The 19,178-nt window shown below is 40.9% G+C and carries 30 protein-coding genes; 4 read left to right on the forward strand and 26 right to left on the reverse strand.

Annotated elements, in window-relative coordinates; genetic code table 11:
* Positions 1-10 precede the first annotated feature (10 nt).
* The 26 genes from NFR43_RS07160 to NFR43_RS07285 all read right to left on the reverse strand — a co-directional run bounded on the left by NFR43_RS07160 (position 11) and on the right by NFR43_RS07285 (position 16,679).
* Positions 11-1,720, reverse strand: coding sequence for a terminase large subunit (locus NFR43_RS07160; protein WP_251547869.1), 1,710 nt, complete (start codon positions 1,718-1,720; stop codon positions 11-13).
* A complete protein-coding gene (locus tag NFR43_RS07165; protein WP_275087108.1) occupies positions 1,717-2,184 on the reverse strand; it encodes a P27 family phage terminase small subunit in 468 nt (155 codons plus the stop codon). The genes NFR43_RS07160 and NFR43_RS07165 overlap by 4 nt, the downstream gene beginning before the upstream one ends.
* Before the next feature lie 185 nt (positions 2,185-2,369).
* Positions 2,370-3,158, reverse strand: coding sequence for an HNH endonuclease (locus tag NFR43_RS07170; protein ID WP_251547871.1), 789 nt, complete (start codon positions 3,156-3,158; stop codon positions 2,370-2,372).
* A gap of 32 nt (positions 3,159-3,190) precedes the next feature.
* Entirely contained in the window at positions 3,191-3,427 is a 237-nt protein-coding gene (locus tag NFR43_RS07175) for a hypothetical protein (RefSeq protein WP_251547872.1), read from the reverse strand.
* A 59-nt stretch (positions 3,428-3,486) separates the two neighbouring features.
* Positions 3,487-3,705 carry a helix-turn-helix domain-containing protein gene (locus NFR43_RS07180; RefSeq protein ID WP_251547873.1) on the reverse strand — a complete coding sequence of 73 codons (219 nt, stop codon included), beginning with the start codon at positions 3,703-3,705 and terminating at the stop codon, positions 3,487-3,489.
* A 146-nt stretch (positions 3,706-3,851) separates the two neighbouring features.
* A complete protein-coding gene (locus NFR43_RS07185; protein ID WP_251547875.1) occupies positions 3,852-3,992 on the reverse strand; it encodes a hypothetical protein in 141 nt (46 codons plus the stop codon).
* Positions 3,993-4,339: 347 nt separating this feature from the next.
* Positions 4,340-4,579 carry a hypothetical protein gene (locus tag NFR43_RS07190; protein ID WP_251547877.1) on the reverse strand — a complete coding sequence of 80 codons (240 nt, stop codon included), beginning with the start codon at positions 4,577-4,579 and terminating at the stop codon, positions 4,340-4,342.
* Between the two features lie 1,236 nt (positions 4,580-5,815).
* Positions 5,816-6,277 carry a hypothetical protein gene (locus NFR43_RS07195; RefSeq protein ID WP_251547879.1) on the reverse strand — a complete coding sequence of 154 codons (462 nt, stop codon included), beginning with the start codon at positions 6,275-6,277 and terminating at the stop codon, positions 5,816-5,818.
* 97 nt (positions 6,278-6,374) lie between these two features.
* Positions 6,375-6,551: a hypothetical protein gene (locus NFR43_RS07200; RefSeq protein WP_251547881.1), complete on the reverse strand. Its 177-nt coding sequence runs from the start codon at positions 6,549-6,551 to the stop codon at positions 6,375-6,377.
* Positions 6,541-6,798, reverse strand: a complete 258-nt coding sequence (locus tag NFR43_RS07205; protein WP_251547883.1) for a crAss001_48 related protein — start codon at positions 6,796-6,798, stop codon at positions 6,541-6,543. Before NFR43_RS07205 ends, NFR43_RS07200 begins: the two co-directional genes overlap by 11 nt.
* Positions 6,799-6,800: 2 nt before the next feature.
* The gene (locus NFR43_RS07210) at positions 6,801-7,283 is read right to left on the reverse strand and encodes a hypothetical protein (protein ID WP_251547885.1); all 483 of its coding nucleotides are present in this window, start codon (positions 7,281-7,283) and stop codon (positions 6,801-6,803) included.
* Between the two features lie 13 nt (positions 7,284-7,296).
* Positions 7,297-7,680: a hypothetical protein gene (locus NFR43_RS07215; protein ID WP_251547887.1), complete on the reverse strand. Its 384-nt coding sequence runs from the start codon at positions 7,678-7,680 to the stop codon at positions 7,297-7,299.
* A 45-nt stretch (positions 7,681-7,725) separates the two neighbouring features.
* Positions 7,726-8,079, reverse strand: a complete 354-nt coding sequence (locus NFR43_RS07220; protein WP_251547889.1) for a VRR-NUC domain-containing protein — start codon at positions 8,077-8,079, stop codon at positions 7,726-7,728.
* Between the two features lie 157 nt (positions 8,080-8,236).
* Positions 8,237-8,434 (reverse strand): hypothetical protein, encoded by a 198-nt coding sequence (locus NFR43_RS07225; protein ID WP_251547891.1) that lies wholly within the window; start codon positions 8,432-8,434, stop codon positions 8,237-8,239.
* A 252-nt stretch (positions 8,435-8,686) separates the two neighbouring features.
* The gene (locus NFR43_RS07230) at positions 8,687-9,982 is read right to left on the reverse strand and encodes a VapE domain-containing protein (protein WP_251547893.1); all 1,296 of its coding nucleotides are present in this window, start codon (positions 9,980-9,982) and stop codon (positions 8,687-8,689) included.
* Positions 9,975-10,766, reverse strand: coding sequence for a bifunctional DNA primase/polymerase (locus NFR43_RS07235; RefSeq protein WP_251547895.1), 792 nt, complete (start codon positions 10,764-10,766; stop codon positions 9,975-9,977). The genes NFR43_RS07230 and NFR43_RS07235 overlap by 8 nt, the downstream gene beginning before the upstream one ends.
* Positions 10,767-10,826: 60 nt before the next feature.
* Positions 10,827-11,405: a hypothetical protein gene (locus tag NFR43_RS07240; protein ID WP_251547897.1), complete on the reverse strand. Its 579-nt coding sequence runs from the start codon at positions 11,403-11,405 to the stop codon at positions 10,827-10,829.
* Positions 11,402-11,797 carry a hypothetical protein gene (locus tag NFR43_RS07245; RefSeq protein WP_251547898.1) on the reverse strand — a complete coding sequence of 132 codons (396 nt, stop codon included), beginning with the start codon at positions 11,795-11,797 and terminating at the stop codon, positions 11,402-11,404. The genes NFR43_RS07240 and NFR43_RS07245 overlap by 4 nt, the downstream gene beginning before the upstream one ends.
* 152 nt (positions 11,798-11,949) lie before the next feature.
* Complete coding sequence (locus NFR43_RS07250) at positions 11,950-12,645, reverse strand: AAA family ATPase (RefSeq protein WP_251547900.1); 696 nt, start codon at positions 12,643-12,645, stop codon at positions 11,950-11,952.
* Positions 12,639-14,036 (reverse strand): DEAD/DEAH box helicase, encoded by a 1,398-nt coding sequence (locus NFR43_RS07255; RefSeq protein WP_251547902.1) that lies wholly within the window; start codon positions 14,034-14,036, stop codon positions 12,639-12,641. The genes NFR43_RS07250 and NFR43_RS07255 overlap by 7 nt, the downstream gene beginning before the upstream one ends.
* Positions 14,029-14,280: a hypothetical protein gene (locus NFR43_RS07260; RefSeq protein WP_251547904.1), complete on the reverse strand. Its 252-nt coding sequence runs from the start codon at positions 14,278-14,280 to the stop codon at positions 14,029-14,031. Before NFR43_RS07260 ends, NFR43_RS07255 begins: the two co-directional genes overlap by 8 nt.
* Before the next feature lie 183 nt (positions 14,281-14,463).
* Entirely contained in the window at positions 14,464-14,661 is a 198-nt protein-coding gene (locus NFR43_RS07265; RefSeq protein WP_251547906.1) for a hypothetical protein, read from the reverse strand.
* 421 nt (positions 14,662-15,082) lie between these two features.
* A complete protein-coding gene (locus tag NFR43_RS07270; protein ID WP_251547908.1) occupies positions 15,083-15,412 on the reverse strand; it encodes a DUF771 domain-containing protein in 330 nt (109 codons plus the stop codon).
* Positions 15,413-15,433: 21 nt separating this feature from the next.
* Positions 15,434-16,216 carry a phage antirepressor gene (locus NFR43_RS07275; RefSeq protein WP_251547910.1) on the reverse strand — a complete coding sequence of 261 codons (783 nt, stop codon included), beginning with the start codon at positions 16,214-16,216 and terminating at the stop codon, positions 15,434-15,436.
* Positions 16,217-16,420 (reverse strand): helix-turn-helix domain-containing protein, encoded by a 204-nt coding sequence (locus NFR43_RS07280; protein WP_251547912.1) that lies wholly within the window; start codon positions 16,418-16,420, stop codon positions 16,217-16,219.
* A 13-nt stretch (positions 16,421-16,433) separates the two neighbouring features.
* Positions 16,434-16,679, reverse strand: coding sequence for a helix-turn-helix transcriptional regulator (locus NFR43_RS07285; RefSeq protein WP_251547914.1), 246 nt, complete (start codon positions 16,677-16,679; stop codon positions 16,434-16,436).
* Between the two features lie 152 nt (positions 16,680-16,831).
* Here NFR43_RS07285 and NFR43_RS07290 point away from each other — a divergent pair, with 152 nt between their 5' ends.
* The 4 genes from NFR43_RS07290 to NFR43_RS07305 are packed head-to-tail and all read left to right on the forward strand — an operon-like array spanning position 16,832 to position 19,140.
* The gene (locus NFR43_RS07290; RefSeq protein ID WP_251547916.1) at positions 16,832-17,212 is read left to right on the forward strand and encodes a helix-turn-helix domain-containing protein; all 381 of its coding nucleotides are present in this window, start codon (positions 16,832-16,834) and stop codon (positions 17,210-17,212) included.
* Between the two features lies 1 nt (position 17,213).
* Positions 17,214-17,609, forward strand: coding sequence for an ImmA/IrrE family metallo-endopeptidase (locus NFR43_RS07295; RefSeq protein WP_251547917.1), 396 nt, complete (start codon positions 17,214-17,216; stop codon positions 17,607-17,609).
* 12 nt (positions 17,610-17,621) lie between these two features.
* Entirely contained in the window at positions 17,622-18,953 is a 1,332-nt protein-coding gene (locus tag NFR43_RS07300) for a DUF4041 domain-containing protein (protein ID WP_251547919.1), read from the forward strand.
* 40 nt (positions 18,954-18,993) lie between these two features.
* Positions 18,994-19,140: an ImmA/IrrE family metallo-endopeptidase gene (locus NFR43_RS07305; RefSeq protein ID WP_275087110.1), complete on the forward strand. Its 147-nt coding sequence runs from the start codon at positions 18,994-18,996 to the stop codon at positions 19,138-19,140.
* The last annotated feature ends 38 nt before the right edge of the window (positions 19,141-19,178 follow it).

Below are 19,178 nucleotides of genomic sequence, written 5' to 3' on the forward strand. Positions count from 1 at the left end.
AATAATGTTTTTAAAAACCAAATCCATCACTAAACACATCCTCGTCTGTAACGTAATCATCAATATTTTCACGAAAACAAATTGCATAAGCATCCAGCAAAGCATCCGCCGCGTCAATTTTGTTAGAGTATTTATTTTTATCGATGCGGACCCCATTGTTGTCTGATTTCAGTACCGCATTCACCATTGCGCCAGTCAAAATCTCATTGTTGGAATGACGTACTCGTCGCTCCAATATATCATCCCGGAATTGCTTCGTCGGCATTGATAACGTAAGTGTTCCTTGGCGAACATCAATTTGTTTCCACTCAGGGTGTCCCTTTTCAATTTGAGTTAGCAACGAACCATATTGTGCCGGGTCATAACAAATGGCCTGCACGTCTAAATGATGTTCCTCCGCAAAATTGTCTAGCCATTCGTAAACCCGTTCGACATCAATAACTCCCGATTCTAGTTGGGTAATTTCACACTGCCCCATATCTTGTAACCGGATATAATCTAGCCGGTCAGCTTTGATTTTGGATTCTAGTCCATACTTTGTACCAACAAATGCATATGAATCCACATACCAATATCCATCTTGTGGGATTAACCAACTGATCGCGTAAAGGTCAGATGATTTACCAACGTCAATTCCAAACCAAACTCTCTGGCCATCAATGTCAATTGGATCAATTTCTGCATTATTCCAGGCGTCAATATCCATATAACTATCCTCCGCGGCTTGTCGCCACATATTGTAGTTCTTAACTAGTACCGCATTCTTGGTACCTTTTTCTTTGGCTTCTTTCCATCGCTTTTTCAGATAACCATTAACCTGATTCTGGAGTTCTGGAACGCTAAGAATAGGGTTTGACTTGATCCACATTTTAGGGTCGTCAACTTCCAACACGTTATCTTGTTCAGCAATGTAAGCAAAATAAGTGTCATCCTGAATTTCGCCTTTTAAAACTTTAGTGGCATATGGGTATTCGATCGTGTGCATGGGCACGTTTAGATCAAACCCCGCTGTGGAAATAATCATAATGAGTGAATTATCTAGGAGTGCTTGCCCCGATTCCAATAGTTCCATCATTTCAGTGGTTCGACTTGCGGCGTATTCGTCTAGGATCCCAACATGTGGTTCAAACCCATCGACTGTTCCCGTTTCCTTAGATAGTGAACGGACATAAGAATAGTCATCCAGATTGCTAATAAGGTCGCGGGTAACCTTGGTACCGCGCTTGGTATCTCCATCACGTGAACGTAAAGCATTCAGCCGCTTCTTGATCATGTTGAATACGATATTGGCTTGCTTCTTATCGTTCGCCGTACAGAAGATCTGTCTGGAGAACGCCGGCGAATTTCCCATTAGGAACTCATACAAGGCAATACCTGAAATCAGGATTGACTTACCATTTTTTCGGGCCATGGAAAGCATTCCCTTACGGAACCGCCGTTTAGTATCATCATCTTTACACCACCATCCATACATGTTAGCAATTATGAACCGCTGAAAGTCGGCTAGTGGATAAGCGCGCATCGTTTTGGGGTCCGGCAGTATCTCCATAAATTTGATAACCTTGTTTGCCCGGCCGTTATCATAAAAATAAGGGAAATCATCATTTTCCGACTTTTTTAAATCGTTTAAGTATCTTTTTGCCGCTAATATTACTTTATTTCCTGCAATTATCCGACCATCAATCACCTTTTCCGCATAATCTTCGGCGTAATTCATCATGAAATACCATACTTTTCACGCAAAGATTTATGTTCGTCCTGGTCATTAGCTTTTGGCATGTTCATCTGGAGTCTTGAATTAACATTTAATCCTAAGTCAGAAGCTAATCCTTTGATATTCCGGGTACATTTATCAATGATTGACGTGTAATAATTAACGGTATCTGAATCGCCGGCAAAATCTTTTGTCGATCGAAATTCCTTAGATGCCCGGTTGTAAATACTGTACCAGGTACAATATAGTTCTAACTCACTCCGATCCAAATTTCGCAGGGGTAAATTCCCTAATGAATTAATGATCCGACGATATTCAGCTTTGGCCACCTTATCCAGATGTGCCGGCGGCGTCTTTTGCAAAGCAGGAAAACCATCTGCAGCTAAAAATTCCGCCTTGTATTTTGCTTCCTGTTCAACAACTCGCAAATGGCCGGTTGATTGCGATAATAATTTTTGCTTTCTTGCCAAATTTCCCACCTCCGTGCTATGATGATTGCGGTCCAAAATATTAGAGCGTCAAGCGTTTATTCGTTTGGCGCTTTTTTCGTGTTCGTCCGGCTGAACGAAAAATTGTTGGAATTTTTCATGTGAAAAAGTCGATGTGCGTTCAAGCTTCTTTAAAAATCTAGCCCCCGATGAAAATGGAGGGGGCCTTACCGATTTTTGACCACTCGGTACCCCGTAAAGTCAGCCCGTTTAAAATCGTTCAAAATCTTCACAAAATTGATCTTTTGTTTTCGCTCAATTAATCTTTGCTCACAAACGCTTGGTTGAGTATCGATTACTATATGATCGATATGATGATAGTTACTAAGTAACGTATCGATCCGCTTATCAGGTAATGTCCTAATGATCCATACATTGTTGAACGTTTGCTCTGCCTTGAGCTTTCGTAACATCTGATCAAAGAACAACATAATGTAATCATGAACATCATGGTTACGATGACGGCTTGGCAATCCAGACAATGCTTGCATCAACTCATCATAGTCATAGATTAGATCATGGTCAGTCATGTGTCGTTTAACATATGTTGACTTACCGCTTGCAGGCAGTCCACAAACCATTGTGATATTCATGTAACGTTTCATTCCTTTATGATGTTTCATCCATTCTCGCTTAGTCTTAATCTTATGACACTCACGACATAGGGACTGCAGATTACTGCTGTCTAACCTATCCTCCCAGTCGTCCTTGCTTGGAATAATATGGTCCACCAGTACCGCCTCACTTCCGCATCGCTGACACAATCCGTAGTCACGTTCTAGGATTTCATTCCGCTTATGACGCCATTCAGTTGAGTGGTAAAACTTTAAATATTCATTCTCTTCAACCTTGCGATGATAGTTATAAGCACGATCATTGTCCTGCCTAATTACCTTGTCATAGGTAACCAATACTGGCTTACCACCGACAAAGGTCAGCTTAGTCGGCTTCGTCATTTAATACCGTCCCCCCTGTTGATCAATAAATGTCATTCTGTAATATCAATGACCCTATATTGATCTAAGTATGGCTTAATAGATCCTAATGACCTGGTCGAGTAACCGACGGATGCATCAATTAAATAGGTTGGATCACCGTGAAAGTCATTAGCATCTTGATGCAGTGCAGCCATACTAAACGGATGTTTGCCTTGACTACGTAACTCAGTAATCTTTTTCACAAGTGCATCCGCATCATGAATCTTATAAACCGTTATCTTTTGCATTCAGCTCACCTCTTTAGATCTTGTGCAAACAAAAAGACGGTAGCCATTAAGCTATCGCCCTAGTTATCATTCTTCCTCGGATCTTTGACACCCGTGATTGCTTCCATACCTTCAGTCGTCACAACCCATGTCGTCCCGAACTTTCTAATTGTTCCTTCGGGAAACTTACTTGGGTTTTGTTTATAAAATATACGAACGTAACTTTCCGAATGTCCCCAAATTTTAGATGCTTCCTTTGCATCCATAATATCTGGATTGTTCAAATTTAGTGAAGCCATAGTTTCACCATCCCATCTATTGCCCAGATAACAATCCCAGCAATAATTCCATAACAGGCATACCTATAATATTTCTTTTCTTTTTGACTCATGGTAAGATTTAGATATGGCAATAAGGGGAGTCGCTTACGGCTCAACCCTTGTTGTTAATGATTTAGAAGATGTTTGATAATCGTTCTGGCTAGATCAACAAGTCCAGTTGCTGGTGTGGCCCAAGCTCCGATCGCTATCCATTTAGCAATCTCAGCTTTATTATCAGATGTCTTCTTTTTGTTTTTCTTTGCCATATCTTGCCTCCTTCCTTTCAATTATTATAATATCACTCTTGCGTATTATTATCAATACTTTTACGTGATTAATTAAAAGAAATTTATGGTAAAAAGATCGGCTGTTAAATCAACCTCTCCTACCAAAAGCAATTATTATCTTTGCGTGAAACATCTATGATCACTGTTATATCAATGATGTTTTGTGAAACATTGTAAATAATCGTTGACAATCAATTGATGCTAACATAAGATATAGATGTACAGAAAAAGCAATTACGTTTTGCCCACGTAATTGCTTCTCCATCTTTTTGTTGGTTTACATTGCTGTGCGTTTTGAGTTGTGTCTTGCTATTGCAAGGCTTTTTTTATTTTCTGATAAAACGTACCAGAGCTTTAACTAAACTACTACCAACTGTACCGCCCAGTACAATACCAATAGCAGCCATAACAGCATAAAAGTACATCCAACGAATGATTGATTTTCTCAATGATTCTGGACAGTCTTTTAACTGTTTTATTATATCTGGCAAATATTTCATTACCGATTCATGGTTATTTTCCTTTACAAAGCTAGAAGCACTCGTAAAACTAACAAGCGTCTGCATATATGCATCCCCTCCTGTGCGGTGAAGTCGTAACAATAAAGATTCGCACAGTAAGAGGTATAACCAACAGTGCTAATTATAACACACTCAAGAGTATTTTTTGCTATTAAATAGCTTTCTTTTACCGTATAAGGCTTTTTAAACTGTGCTAGCCATTTATACCACAGTCCGTATCAAACGCTCATACGCGTCGTAAATTGTCTTTTTATAAAAAAAGCCGGCCATTAAGACCAGCTTGAATGAAAGAAAGTATCTTAAGATATCGAAATATGTTGTGACGTAATCATCCGCAATGCTTAAGACTTCCTTTGCCCGAAGGCAATGTTGATATCGGGTCACGCTCCCGAGTTGACACCAGGCAATGCCAACGCTATCTATAAGCTATCAACGCCAATCAATTCAGATGAGAGTGTACTATCTCATATTTTATTTTGTCGGTGCCATAGTAGCCCTCGGAAGGTATCTACCGTTTCCGTCTCAGCACCAACAACCACCCGCCAAGGGATCGAACCTTGCTTTTGCCAATTGCGAGATATCCTAACCGTGTGGATAGCATAAAAGCGATATCTCCGCTACGTCTCTCACCACTGTTGACACGTAGCTACCGTAATCAAGCAATCGGCTAGCTCCATCAGCTACGGGTAATGAAGAAGGCTGGCCCATAAGCTGGACATTGTCAACTTAGCCCTACTACCACTTCGGGTACCTCCTCAACGACTACTGTTCTGAACCAACAGATATGTACGTCACTGTTGGCCTTCCGCCAGAAAGAGTAGTCAATGCGCTCGGTGGAGGAATCGAACCACCAACTAGCAGGAACGACCTACTAGCCTCCGTGTGCTTGTAGTGGCGTGGTGGTGACCCATACTCGCTACTGAACACCATCAGCATAATGTAAAGCGCTCGTCCCGTACCAGGCCTCGTAAGGCATCTGGCGCTCTTCCATTAAAAAAGACAAGTCTTTTTACTAGCTTTACATCATCGCAATCGCTAAGCCGTAAAAGTTGATTGCAGACTTCTTTATCCTTTCGGAATGGATGCCTGAGATGATGAGAGTAGCGCAGTATGAGATTTACTGTAATTATTTAGAAGGTAATCCACATCATCATCTCTAGCAGTTTAATGACTTGCTTAGGTCAATCTTTTCAACAATACCAATATAATATGATTGCAATCCCGTTGACGTCCCGAAAACATCCCGAATTCATCCCGTTTTTATCCCGAAAGTATCCCGTTTTAGTTTCCTTCAATGGTCAAAAATGAAGATAAATACTCATACGGAATCTTATACTTAACTCGAGCGCTGTATTCAAACGTTCGGGCAAACGCTAGACAAGCTGAACGATCACGTTTACTGTACGAATCGTTGCTATCAAGTTTGAGATGCTGCTTTGTCTGCCAAACTGATAATCTTTGAATATATCGGTAAGTCAATATTTCTTTGCTGGGTGGCAAACAGCAATCAATGGCATATTCAACCGCTTTAATAATTGTCTTGTAAATATTAAGTTTAATGTTCTTATCTTCCTGAGAGTTCCCTTTAACTGAACCAGAAACACCGGTGATGTCAGCTTTTGGGGAACTTACAAGAATCCCTGACACTTCCACCACTCGCCAATAAGAACCCTTATCGGGGTTAAAGAAGCGTTTTACGTTTTTGATTGTTAATTCTTCATTGATTTCTGGAAACAGTCCCACGATGTAACCCCCGTATCGTATAGTTAATAGTGATATAATAGATATGCTAAATCTTTGCGAGAGTCACCCATCGTGGTGACTTTTTTTATTTTTCCATTTATTGCTCGTCCAAGGCCTTTTGCAGCCAATCTTTGTAGACCACAACTGCTAAGTAATGCTGCGGCCCTTCAGTTTCAGTAATCGAAATACTAACAACTTCATAATCTTCACAAAAATCGTCAATGTCCTGTTGAATATCATCTTTGCTATAAGCTTCAAACCATCTAGTCTTCATCGTCCTTCACCTCGTTTTGCGAATCCTCCCAAAACATTTCTAATAACGAAATTCGGAAGCCCAAATAGCTATAGTATTGTTTCATTGTGGTTAACTGCTCTTTCGTTAGACTATTTAAAAGCGCCGTATTACTGGTCCCGTCTTCTGGACATTCTCTATCCAAGAACCTTTGTAGATGTTCAATTTTAAGATTGAGTTCTGATTTTTCTTCTCTTAATTTTGGAACTAATTCATCATAATTCTGCATCGTCATGCCTCTTCTTTCATAGCTTCAATGGCTTCTTTGGGAAACCATTGCGTGAAATCATGCAGTTCTTTATCCGTCCATTTTTGGGCTTCTTCTTCACTCCCAAAATCAAACGTTACATAATCACCACTAGCTTGAAACGCTGTAACATATTGCTTAATAGCAATTGGCCCTTCAACGCACCGCATTGTTGACAATACATATTTCTTTTCCGAAAACCGTTCTTCAACCGGAGTTGCTAGATATTCATTAATCCAGCATGCTACTTCTTGTTGAATTGCTAATCGTTGGTGGCTATTTGACGAAAGCTTGGCATCTAACCAGCTTGCGGCTTTAATTGGTAGGTCAATAATAACCACTGACCAATGAGGATAATCTGTTTTATTTGGATTTTCGCAAATATCAATGTGAATATCCTCTTGTTTTACATCACAAACTACTCCATCAAGCCCGTTTAATGTTTTTGCTAATTCATCAATCTTCATTTTCGCTCTCCTCCTAAAATGGCAGTTTTTCATACGTTGATTTAACGTAGTTGATAATGCCGTCAACATGCTTGTATTCGTGGAATGTTGGGTGTGATTCTCCAATGTGCCAATAGTAGGCGCTCAAAGGCTTCTCCCCCGGCATGAAATCTATTTCCCAGCCATAAAGATTAGGTTTAATTTCGTACCATTCACCTTTTGGATAATCTTTACCTACTGGAAACCAGCGATAAGCACAATCATAGCTACCAACGTATTCACCGTTTACGTCAGGCTCATCACTGCCTGCCGGCCAAATTTCCTTAGTTGGCCGAGATTCATACCACTCACCGTCAATATTTCTCACGATCTTGTGAGGAGTAGCTTTGTAACCTCTAATCGTCTTCGGATATATCATTGTCAACCTCCCATGCGGTGGTGTGATTTTGTGCTTCTTCAATCGTCATGACATTACCTCATCTTTAAATCCATAACCGACTAACTCTTCATCAATGATTTTTAAAGCATCATCCGTTGAACGAGCAATACCATGTATGATGTGATGATTGGTTAGCATTTTATGGAATTGGACTTGCTCTTTTCGCGGTCGGCCAGTAGGTGTTTTAACTTCGATAAAAAATGCCTTGCCGGTCTTCCAGATAAAACCAGAGATGTCAGGGTAACCCGGCTTGACACCGGTGCTGAAGTAGCGGCCATCCGCCGTTTTGCCTTTGCCGACATTAATACGAAATGGTGTACATTGGTGTGCTGACAATGCCACTAAGATATCCGACTGAATTTTGTGTTCGGGGGTCATACCGTTATCATCTCCGCTTGCTCACTCACATAATTACTCAAGCATTCTTCGTCGCAAAAGCATTTCCCTTGATACCGTAAGACTTGCTGACCACGGGGAAATTCTGCGTGGCAATCGGCACAGGCAAGGGTTGCTTCTGGTGCAATGTATCTGATCATTACGACACCTCCCGATATAAAAGTAAAATGCTAGAGAAGACTTCCGATTCGTCTGCAGCAAAACCGTATTTTATGTCGACAACCTCAACGCAACGACTTGGGTTGTGCAACCATTCATTACATTCATCAACGCAATCCCATCCATCAAAATTAATTACTGACAGTTCATCATTTGTTCCTAAAATTTGATTGTGCATATTTTTCTCCTTTCGGTTACAGTAGGTTACGCTATTTTGGGGCTACTGTAACCTTCTGTAACCCTTGCTATTACTGGGCTCAGTCCCTATCAAAGCTCAAAGTTACGCTATTTTTTCGCGCAAACTTTTCTGCGCCGTTCTATATATATACCTACTACTAAATTATTTTTTTAAGAATATTACTGTTACCGTAACCTTTTTGGCTACAAAAGCTGGTATATCAACGTTTATGAAGGTTACAGTAAAGGCTTTTTAGTGTAACTTAGCGTAACCTCGCTTAGTGTTACCACTTATCTTTTTGGACGCCTTTCTAAATCCAAACCGATTAACCATAATATTCGTAATCTGATTGGCAACTTTCCGATTTTTAACTAAATCAATTCCCGGCGCTACCGCTAAAGCTAGTTGGTCATTAGGGATAAATTTACGGCCATTAAATTGATTGCTTAACGCTTCATCAATTTTGTCTTCCAATTCATCCGTATACATAAATTCGCGGCGGTGTTCATTCAGCTCCTGCTCTTGCACACTGGTCAAGGCAAAACTAAACTCGGTATCTTTGTACAAATACATCGCTTCACCCCAAAGTTGCTTGACATAGTCCGGCTTCAGATCGGTAACCGGATGGTGTTCCTGCCGCGCTTTACTAACATGCAGCGGTAAGAAACGCCGTTCACCAGTTTTATCTTTCAGATAGTACAATTCATTCGTTGTTCGGGCCATCACGAAATTCTTATCAAACCGTTCGGCTTGGTGTCCGTATGGCTTCCGGTACTCAAACTCTTGCAATGTAATGAATTTCTTTAAGATCTCAAACGACGCGTTATTAGTGGCCGTCATTTCGTCATCATTAATGATTAATGCCCGCCGCATGACGGCATAATCATCTTTGTTGTCGAAAGTCGAAAATTGGTCCGTGTAGTAACCAAGCGGGGCAATCTTCTGTAGAAAGGTGGTCTTCCCCGCGCCCTGACCACCGACTAGATCGAGTACAAAATCAAACTTAGTCTTGGGGTCATGTGCTTTGGCGACAGCACCGACAAAAAATAACTTTGTAATCAGTGTCGTTACTTCGCTATCAGCCACTCCCAGATACTCAGTCATCACATCCTTTAGCCGCTCTTGATGGTCCCAGTTCACATAGGCCTCATTAAAATAATCCAAAATCGGATTATATTTATGTCGCATAGCCACTACTGTGATGGCACTTCTGATTCGCTGGTTATCAAACAAAACTCCATAATCGGCATTGTTTTCAATGTAAGAAGCGATCTGATCAATATAAGCGTCGACCAATTGGCCGGTCTTAAACATTAATTGACGATTGGCTTTTACGACATCAATTTCAGAGGTGAATTCATTGAACCGAAACGAATCTTTCAACAACGGATCGTTTTCCAAAATGATTTCGATGTTGACCAAACTTTTGGGTTTCAATTTACCGTATTTATCGGTTTTGAATCCCCACGCGTTGGTCTCGTCATCATTTAATTGCTTCAACTTGTCGGCATTCTTTTTGTCAAACTTCACGATTTTTTCGTCACTCACTCACTTCACCTCGCCTTCTTATTTCTTTTTTGATCATGCTGTTTACGGTCACGACTACTTCGTTGTCAGACAAACTGAATTCAGTGCGGCTGTTTGCAATCCGGGACAGTTCCAAAACCGTTTCTGGTTCCACGTTGCGGAATAATAAGCCACCCGCGAAGGCTGCTAAGGCATTGTTCCGGCCCCCGGTTGGTCCTAAACCGTTAGCAATCTGTTCAAACAACTCAGAGGTTTGGGTTTTGCCTGTGGGGTGATATTCCTCAATCTTTTGCTCACTAATGGTTGGTTTGCCCTTTTCTTCGATTAACTGAATTAATTCTTCAGCCGGTTTAACCATTGGTTTATGGTTCAGCCATTGATATCGCTTGTCATCTACCTCGCTCGGCGCTACTACCACGTAATTGTTTGGGTGTGCTTTAATGTCGACCCCAGGGAGAAAGCCGATATTTTGACTGATTCGTTCGGCCGGTTTCTTAAATAAAAATTGGAAACCATCGTGAGCCGTTCTTTGACACAACGTATTGAACCATTCAGGGTGGTTGAGGTTTTTGATTGAATTTGTCCCGTCTGCTCCGTCACTATGACGGTCAACATCAATCACGAAAAACTGTTCCGTTTTTAATGCAATGTTGGCATACGGGTGTTTTTTCCAAAACCTCTCAATTTCATCCGTCGTCATCGGTGGTCGATCAGCAAATTTAACCAGCGGCTTTTTGCCTAATGTCGGAATGACACTAAAACCGTGCTCAGCATATTGTTTGGCATAATTTACTAAACTCTGCATTGTTCACTCCTTAAAGGGCCTTACACCCATCCGGCGGTTTAGGGTCACTGCCCACGCTGCTTAGAATGGCAAAGCGTCATCTTCAACGGTTGTGTCATCGTCTTCAGCGGTCTGCTTTACGGCTTCAGCGATCTCTTCATTGGAAGGTTCCTTGATTTGTTCCCCTTCTGCAAAATCGTAGTTCCGGTATGGGTTATCAGGATCTTTCTTATTGGCCGTTTCGGTGATTTTCATTTCCAACGTCTTACCTTCGTAAGGTTTGAAAGCCGCTACCAGTTTTTCATAAGCGTCGGTTTCGTTGTCCGGGAAGTATTCTGGTTTCATTTCTAGGCCAACCACTTCACCGATTTTGGCAATGGTCCGAATGTTTTGACTGACCACAAACTCAGGCATTGGTTTACCTTTACCGGTCTTGGTTGCCAAGCTGATTCGTAATTGTTCGTGGCGACTAGCATAATCGCCTTTGATGACTTGCATGTTGAACCGCAAGCAATCCCAGCCGCTCTTGTATACCGGATGGTCGACTTGTTCTAACATAACCTGATAAGTCCCTTCAGGAATGGCTTGTGATTGGTTAATGCTGTCCTTCTTTGCGTCCCAGTTAGTAGTTGCTTTTTTGTATGCTTCAAATAAACTCATGATTTAATTCCTCCTAAAATTCCATGCTGTAATAATTCTTTTTGCAATTTTTTAATTAATGCACGTTTGATGTTTGTAACTGCGTTTTTGGAAACATTTCGTCTTTCTGCAATTTCTACTTGTTTGAATCCTAAACAAAGATCGTAGTATGTCACGCACTGGGTATGAGTAAGGGTTGATAAAAATGGTCCAACTAGACGTTGTTTTTCTTTCATTTCATCTCTTTGATTATTAGGTAGTTTAAAAGTAGTCCATACATAATCCTCATCAGCAAAATGGATCTCGTTTCGGAACCAGCGATGATACATATTGTAATCATCCCGATCCATTCTCAATAAGACTTCATACCAATGCTTATTGATGCGTCTTCTTTTGCCTTTGCCGTCGATCAAATAAAACTTGTCCTGACGTTTCTCAACAGAACTATAACTGTCCTTCCACATGTCGAATAAGTAGCTATATGGCTGATGACTATGATCAATTATTCGTTTCGGAGGGACCCCTGGCGTCCAATTGCGCAGGTAATAATGTTTACTAGTCATTTTTAATCAAACATGCCATCGCATGATTCAAGTAATTTTCTAATGCGTGCGTCTGTGATGTTTTCGGCTTGATACTTCGTCCGGCGATCAGTTACTGTTCGGGTATAGGTATCTTTGCCAAATTTTTGCGTATGGATAACCAAATCACAGTTACCGTTGACGATGTTGTAGTATTTATTCTTCAACGATGGTTTTAATTCTGTTGATCCGGTTTGTTCATCCGTATTGGACAATTCTCGGCTAATATAAATCACGTTCATTGGCAACGCCTTTAGATCCATCACAAATTGCTGAAGCACCGTATTAAACATGGCATAGCCTTTTCCGTAGGGAATATCACTCAGCGCTTGAACCTGATTGTCCAGACAGATTGCTTGTTCGATCATTACGCAAATGTCATCAATCACATCGACAATTAGTGTCTGGAATGTATTGTCAGTAGATTGTAGAGCAGTAATAACATCGTCCAATTGTTGAATAGCCGATTCTTTTAATCCACCATTTTGGTCCCGAACGTTGCGAATCTGAATGCTTGGTGCAGTCCCTTGTTCACTATTGCCGTCGGTATTCAAAACCAACGGATGTGGAAAGAAACTCGCAAAGTATGACTTACCGCTCATCGTGGCACCCCAGATAAAGAAATTATGGGGCTGAGTTTTTGGATGTAGTTTTTCATCCTTTGGAAGTTTAATCACCATTTATGTTTCCTCCTATTGTTGAATTGGTACCAAGCCCACCCGGCTGAGTAATCATGTAACTCAGCGTAGGCTTGAAACTCTTTGAGTGTGTGTAATTGGCTCGGTGACTTGTCGGCCACATTTGCCAAAACCTGATTAGTTAAGATTTTATTGATCATCGCTTTACGTTTTTTGACCGCTTGATTATCTTTAATCTCTTGTAAATCGACATTGACGATCTTGTAGTCTTTGTTTTCCTTCTTTAATTCATGCCCACACAACGGGCAAAGACCATTTACAATCTGATCACGGTAAAAAGTTCCAAAGCAGAAATTGCATTGCGCAATTGCTGGTCCTGACTCTGCTGACCCCGCCTTGCGCTTATCCTTAGTTACGATTGCCGCTTCCCAGTTGCGGTCTTCATTTGGCAACCCGAAGTTTAAGAAGTTGTCGACATGGTCAATGATGATCGCTGTCTTACCTTCTCGCGGGTTCAAGCAGCGCATGGAGAACTGTAAATACAGTGATAGCGAGCTGGTTGGGCGGGCCATAATCACGCAGTCGACATTCGGCAAATCAACGCCTTCTGTAAAAAGATTGACGTTGGCTAAAATCATTAACTGCTGATCACGAAACTTTTGCACTAGCCGATCACGCACACCTTGATCAGTATCACCATCAATTTCAGCGGCTGAAATACCAGCTTTAGCAAACTGCTGAGTCACCTTTTTAGCACTCTCAATCGAGTGACAGTAAACCACCGCCTGCTTACCATTAGCTAACCGTTGATACTGCTCAACGATGTGCCCGTAGATTTGATGATTAAGGGCTTCGTCCATGCTGGCCGTTGAGTAATCGCCATTGGCTTTGCGTAGTTTCGAACGATCAATGTCACCCAAACCGTAGTATCGGAATGGCGCTAAAAAGTGGTGGTCCGTGAGCCATTTAATTGACTTACCAACCACAATGTCATCCGAAATCTGATCCATCTGATTATGACCAGTTCGAATCGGTGTCGCTGTGAAATACAGGACATAAGCATTCGGATAAGCGTCGATAATTTTGCGGTAACTCTTACTGATCGCATGGTGGCCTTCGTCAATGAAGATTAACTGTGGTTCTGGCAACTGATCAGTATGCCGGTTAAGACTCTGCACCATTCCCATTGTGGTTAATGACATATCAACCCCTTGCTGTTTGAACGTTTCCTTAGCCTGGGCCAAGACTTCCTTGCGGTGGATTACAAACATCACGCGATTACCTTTAACGGTTGTCCGCCTGGCAATTTCCGCCATAATGACGGTTTTTCCAGTGCGCGGTGGCTGTTGAACAATAATGCGTCGATGACCATGTTTCATCGATTGATAGATTTGATCAATCGTTTCGTTTTGATAGTCACGCAATTTAAACATCGATTTGGTCCTGTTCTTCCCAAATTTGGTGTAAAGCTAGATTACAGATTGCTTCATTAATCTTAAAAGCCGCATTGGTTTGAGAGTCTTCCACCGTCCCATATGACATGGTTTGTTTAATCCTTTTTATATAACGCTTGGCGTCTGCATAAGTTTTAGCGTTTGTTTTAGCCAATCGAACTAATTGATCAGCTAACTGTTGGCTTTGATTTTTAATGTTTTCAAACCACTCTTGCTCGTTCACATCGACTCCCTCCTTAATTCATCAATCCTAACTGCCATCGCTCTATTGAGCATTTTTAACTCGTCCAACTGGTGTAAGTAATCGGCTTGTGTAATCCGATCAGCTTTTTTTTGTAACCAATAAATGCGTTGGGCGGCATTGACAATGCTATGAGCTAACGAATCTTGTAGGTATACTTGTCGATTAGTCATCTCCATCCATTAGCCACCCCATTCCTTTGCGGATTTGTAAATTCCAGAAGTCAATGATTCTGAAGTAACGGCGACAAGCTTCGTAATTATCAACCGTCACAAGCGGATGTGTTTGGCTTGCATCATCAATTAATGTTCTCGTTAGTTTCGTTTGCATTTTTCGCGAGCCTAAAGCATGTTCGTAATTCATGTGCTATAATCTCCTTAGATATAATATTTTGTCTTGGCGTTCTAGTCGTGCCATCGGCTAGACGCCTTTTTGTATGGCGTTAATGTTTTAGCTAAGTCCCATGCCGCTGCGAATATCCAGATAACGAACGTCCAATTCATCAAAACTTGGTGACCATCTCGGTAGAATAGCACGAGCAAACTGCCGCAAATCGTATAAAACATTACTTTGGCAAAATTCATTGTGTTCACTTCCTTTCTGATTTATACCTCTTCACTAACTGTTCCTATTAATCGCAATAATTAGATTTAGAATTTCCACAACTAAATTGAGAATTAATATCGCTAACAGGATTTTGTCCATACTCCTCTCACCGCCTTAGTGATTCCAAATAATTACTGCTAGTGCGCCGATACAGTAAACAATTTCCATATTGTCCCTCCTAACAGGCGATCTTGCTGGTCCAATCAATGTCTCGCTTGTGCTCCTCCATCCATTGGCAAGCCTCATAAGCGAAGATAATGGTGGCCTTAATACCTTCGGTTTTATGGGCACCAATCACCCATCCGCCATTTTCATAGAGGACTTCTGGAAACTGGTCAAAAATAAATGTCCGAACCCAGTTGGCGCTCTTGCCACCGCAGCAGCGTTTGCGAAATTCGTTAATGTTCCAAGTAAGTCCCCGAAGCGATTCTTTTGGAACCAGGTCAAAGTCTTTAACCGCTTCAGCAACTTGATCATGAATCAGGTTGTCATCTAATGTGAGCTCCATTCTGATCAACTCCTTTCTGGTCTAGGCTGTTTCAATTTCTAGCACCAATTGGTTTGGTTCGGAATTTAAAAAGCGGTTAATAAAGTATTGCTGACCCTTGCCTGTAACTTTGGTAGTAACGGTAATACGAGTGCTGCCGTCTGGGTTATTAACTGTTCGTTCACGAACTTTAAATAACCCTAATTCCATGGCTCTTTGCGTCGGCTGGTTGTAGCGGATGCCTTTTGAACATAAGTAGTGATGTTCGCGCATCCAACGGAACAAACGGTTTTGACCAGTTTGATAACCATTTTGACGAAGCAATTTGGCTAATTGACCAATCAGAATGTCGCTCTTGCTTGTGGCTACTGCGTCTGCAAAGATTGCCTTCGGCTTCATTTCAGCAATCTGGACATCTTTTTCTTTTAATTGATTTGCTGCCTGTTGAAGCAAGTCAGCCAAACCACTGGCATTGTGCGTAATGTCAAACGCTTTTTGATCTGTCATGTAAGCACCGTGTTTGCGAATGGATGGCAAGACTTCGCTCGTTACCCAGTGTTTGAATTCCTTGGCCTGTGGGAGCTTACTGCTCAAAATTAATGAGTACAGACCTGATTCATTAATTACCGTCTGTTTACGCGTTTGACCTGCGGTACTGATTCGGTACTTTAGCCTGTCTTCCTTATCTGTATGAGCATTAATGTCTCGGCTTCCGTTTGAATAGCCCAAAATGTCGGCTACATCCTTGCCAACAAAGTAAGGTTCATTGTTAATAATTACCGTGCGAACCTGTTGGTCTTTGTATTTGAATAATTGTGGTGTCATTTATTTGTCCCCTTTTGCCAACCGAAGTAAATATGTCGGCGTCGTTCCTAAGTAATCTGCTACCGCTTGAAGAGAATCTGCTCCAGGCATTGACCTGTTCCACTTAGAGATTGTTCCATTGCCAAAACCAAGATCCTTTTCAATTCGATAGATTGACTTGTTTCGTGATTTAGCAACCGTTTTGACTGCTGTATAGACTGTCATGGTTATCACCTCCTTAAGATGAACGCTTTCTCAAAGAACGAATAAACTCGTTTTTGAGGCCAAAAAATAAAATGTCGGTAGATATGTTATAAAGCTTACTCAACTTGTTAGCTTCGATATACGAGAGCTTACTGGAGTCTCTTTCCCAAGCCGCCAGTGTTTGTGGGTGAACTCCCAATTTAGCTGCCGCTTCAGCTTGAGAATATCCTGCATTTTTACGCGCTGCTTCAAGAGTTAGTTTTAAATTTTCGACTGTCAATTCTGTCACCTCTCTTTCGACAATTATTACTATAAACGAATAAACTCGTTTAGTCAATGCTAAATACGAGTTTTTTGAGATAAAATACTAGTTTTTTACGAATTAACTCGTTATAATATAGTCATCTTATATAGGAAATAAGGAGTATGAAAATGCCTAGAAATAAAATATCTCCTCTTGAACTAAAGGCAAGAGAAGATATATCTAATAATCTAAAATATTATAGTAGAGGCCTTACCCAAAAACAGCTATCTGAAAAAACAGGTATTCCAACTTCTACAATTTCTGGTTACTTTGCTAAACGCTCTACGCCTAATGCAGGAGCAGTTCAAAAATTAGCTGACGCACTTGGCGTGAACAAAAGTGATATCGACCCTAGATATAAAAATATCAACAAAAAGCAGAAACACACTGACCTTTCTGTTGACCAAGCTATTGATGGTTTGCGTTCATATCAAGGGAAGCCAATTAGTGATGATCAAAAAGAAATTATCAAGGACCTTATTAAAGGTTACTTAGATAGGAGTAATTAGCATGAATGATTTGATGGAATGGTTGACCAATTATGCTTTTGACCACGATGTTGGTGTCATCTTAACCAGGAAGCTTGCACGAGATACACCGTCTATATCAGATGGTGATCATCGGCTGGTGATTATCAACATGAACTGGTTACACCCTCATGAGGTGCCGTTCAGTTTTGCTCATGAAATTGGTCATGTTCTAAATGGCGATAAGGGGATCCATGAGTATTCGGCTAGTTCGGTTGGTGTGAAGGAAGAGTATCAGGCCAACCTCACCGGGATCAAGTTGTTAGTTGACTACACAAAAAACGACAACGTTGACTTGAATAATCCAATCCGTTTTTGCGAACAATTTGGGATTCCCGAAGAGTTGGAATATTTAGTTGCACTGAAACTTAGAAAATAGCAGGAGGAAGTCATGTCACTATTGGATATATTCAAAGTTGGGACATATAAAAGCGAAATAAGCGAGTTACAGCGAAAGAACGCAGAGCTACAAAAGATAGCCGATCTGAAAATGACGGCCTCGCAGATGGAACCGGTAGAATTAGAAAAATTAATCGACGAAAAGCGTAAGCAACTCGAAGAAACGAAATCGTCACTTGATAAAGAGAGTGCCTCGTTGGAATCTCTCAATATTGAGCTTCAAGCTTTACAAGTCCGTTTGGCCGAAGCTAAAAAGGACTTGGTTTCAGTGGACGAAGAGGTTCAATTAGAAAGCTATGGTCTATATAAGCCCAGATATGATTTCACTAATTCCGCTGTATTTAAAGAACGTCTACAACAGGTTCGACAAGAACAAAAGCAAATGATTAAAGACGGTACAGCAGGCTTGGTATTTCGTCCAATGTTACTAGATAACTCAAAGTCTAAAGGCCGTGCAATGCAAAGTAAAAATATTAAACAATTGGTTCGGTCGTTTAATGTTGAATGTGAAGCTGCTGTGAACAAGGTTACTAAGGCAAACATTGAATCTATTGAGAAACGTATCAACCGTTCGTTTGACCAATTAAACAGGCTTAACGAACCCAACGGTGTACGCCTTACTGATGATTACAGAGATAGCAAGCTTGACGAAGCTCATATTGCGCTTGAATATGCCTTGAAGAAAGAAGAAGAAAAGGATATTCTCCGCGAACAACGTGAACGTGAGCGTGAAGAAAAACAACTTCAACGTGAATTGGCAGCTGAACGAAAAAAATACGAAAAAGACGAACAGCACTTTATTAAAGCTGAAAGCGAAGTCCAACAAAAGATATCCGAAGCTTCTGATGATGAAGAGATTAACAGTCTTAAATCACAATTGGCTGAGCTACAACAAAAACTTGCAGAAATTCAGGAACATAAAGAAAAACTTGATCATCGTGAAGAGAACCCCACTGCTGGGTATGTTTACATCATTTCAAATATTGGGGCGTTTGGTGAGAATGTGTTTAAAATCGGTGTTACCCGTCGATTGGACCCGATGGACCGAATCCATGAATTAGGTAGCGCTTCTGTACCATTTCCCTTTGACGTGCACGCTTTAATATTCAGTGATGATGCTTTTAAACTTGAAGCTTCTCTGCACGAGCACTTCGCCAAGGACCGGGTAAATCAAGTTAACAAACGTAAAGAATATTTCAACATTACCATTAGCGATATTAAACAAGCCCTAGAGAAATACAAAGATCTTACATTTGACTTCAACGAATATCCAATTGCTGAAGAATATAGAGATTCTCAAAAAATTATTGAAAGCATGTCATAACTAAAAAAGCCCGCCCCCTGCTTGCCGTGTTGATACTCGGATCGTTTGTATGAACAATCGTTGGCACCGTCCACAAGCAATGGCATTTCAATTAGCTCACGAGTTATCTCATATTATTAATGGTGAACAAGAAGATTTATGCTTCTACACGGCTTCTTTCACCGGGAAAGCTTCGGTAGAATTATAAAGCAAATATTGGAGCGGTTAAGTTGCTGGTACCGTCCT

This window comes from Limosilactobacillus caecicola, from assembly GCF_943192935.1.
Classification (GTDB): domain Bacteria; phylum Bacillota; class Bacilli; order Lactobacillales; family Lactobacillaceae; genus Limosilactobacillus; species Limosilactobacillus caecicola.

Bases quoted from the DNA above. Each gene is read 5' to 3' on its own strand.
- NFR43_RS07180 (WP_251547873.1), bottom strand. From the start codon at position 3,705: ATGGCTTCACTAAATTTGAACAATCCAGATATTATGGATGCAAAGGAA.
- NFR43_RS07235 (WP_251547895.1), bottom strand. From the start codon at position 10,766: ATGCAGAGTTTAGTAAATTATGCCAAACAATATGCTGAGCACGGTTTT.
- NFR43_RS07280 (WP_251547912.1), bottom strand. From the start codon at position 16,420: ATGACAGTCTATACAGCAGTCAAAACGGTTGCTAAATCACGAAACAAG.
- NFR43_RS07255 (WP_251547902.1), bottom strand. From the start codon at position 14,036: ATGTTTAAATTGCGTGACTATCAAAACGAAACGATTGATCAAATCTAT.
- NFR43_RS07220 (WP_251547889.1), bottom strand. From the start codon at position 8,079: ATGACCCCCGAACACAAAATTCAGTCGGATATCTTAGTGGCATTGTCA.
- NFR43_RS07215 (WP_251547887.1), bottom strand. From the start codon at position 7,680: ATGATATATCCGAAGACGATTAGAGGTTACAAAGCTACTCCTCACAAG.
- NFR43_RS07270 (WP_251547908.1), bottom strand. From the start codon at position 15,412: ATGGAGCTCACATTAGATGACAACCTGATTCATGATCAAGTTGCTGAA.
- NFR43_RS07160 (WP_251547869.1), bottom strand. From the start codon at position 1,720: ATGATGAATTACGCCGAAGATTATGCGGAAAAGGTGATTGATGGTCGG.
- NFR43_RS07295 (WP_251547917.1), top strand. From the start codon at position 17,214: ATGAATGATTTGATGGAATGGTTGACCAATTATGCTTTTGACCACGAT.
- NFR43_RS07265 (WP_251547906.1), bottom strand. From the start codon at position 14,661: ATGAATTACGAACATGCTTTAGGCTCGCGAAAAATGCAAACGAAACTA.
- NFR43_RS07240 (WP_251547897.1), bottom strand. From the start codon at position 11,405: ATGAGTTTATTTGAAGCATACAAAAAAGCAACTACTAACTGGGACGCA.
- NFR43_RS07185 (WP_251547875.1), bottom strand. From the start codon at position 3,992: ATGGCAAAGAAAAACAAAAAGAAGACATCTGATAATAAAGCTGAGATT.
- NFR43_RS07225 (WP_251547891.1), bottom strand. From the start codon at position 8,434: ATGCACAATCAAATTTTAGGAACAAATGATGAACTGTCAGTAATTAAT.
- NFR43_RS07190 (WP_251547877.1), bottom strand. From the start codon at position 4,579: ATGCAGACGCTTGTTAGTTTTACGAGTGCTTCTAGCTTTGTAAAGGAA.
- NFR43_RS07200 (WP_251547881.1), bottom strand. From the start codon at position 6,551: ATGAAGACTAGATGGTTTGAAGCTTATAGCAAAGATGATATTCAACAG.
- NFR43_RS07250 (WP_251547900.1), bottom strand. From the start codon at position 12,645: ATGGTGATTAAACTTCCAAAGGATGAAAAACTACATCCAAAAACTCAG.
- NFR43_RS07205 (WP_251547883.1), bottom strand. From the start codon at position 6,798: ATGCAGAATTATGATGAATTAGTTCCAAAATTAAGAGAAGAAAAATCA.
- NFR43_RS07170 (WP_251547871.1), bottom strand. From the start codon at position 3,158: ATGACGAAGCCGACTAAGCTGACCTTTGTCGGTGGTAAGCCAGTATTG.
- NFR43_RS07210 (WP_251547885.1), bottom strand. From the start codon at position 7,283: ATGAAGATTGATGAATTAGCAAAAACATTAAACGGGCTTGATGGAGTA.
- NFR43_RS07275 (WP_251547910.1), bottom strand. From the start codon at position 16,216: ATGACACCACAATTATTCAAATACAAAGACCAACAGGTTCGCACGGTA.
- NFR43_RS07290 (WP_251547916.1), top strand. From the start codon at position 16,832: ATGCCTAGAAATAAAATATCTCCTCTTGAACTAAAGGCAAGAGAAGAT.
- NFR43_RS07175 (WP_251547872.1), bottom strand. From the start codon at position 3,427: ATGCAAAAGATAACGGTTTATAAGATTCATGATGCGGATGCACTTGTG.
- NFR43_RS07300 (WP_251547919.1), top strand. From the start codon at position 17,622: ATGTCACTATTGGATATATTCAAAGTTGGGACATATAAAAGCGAAATA.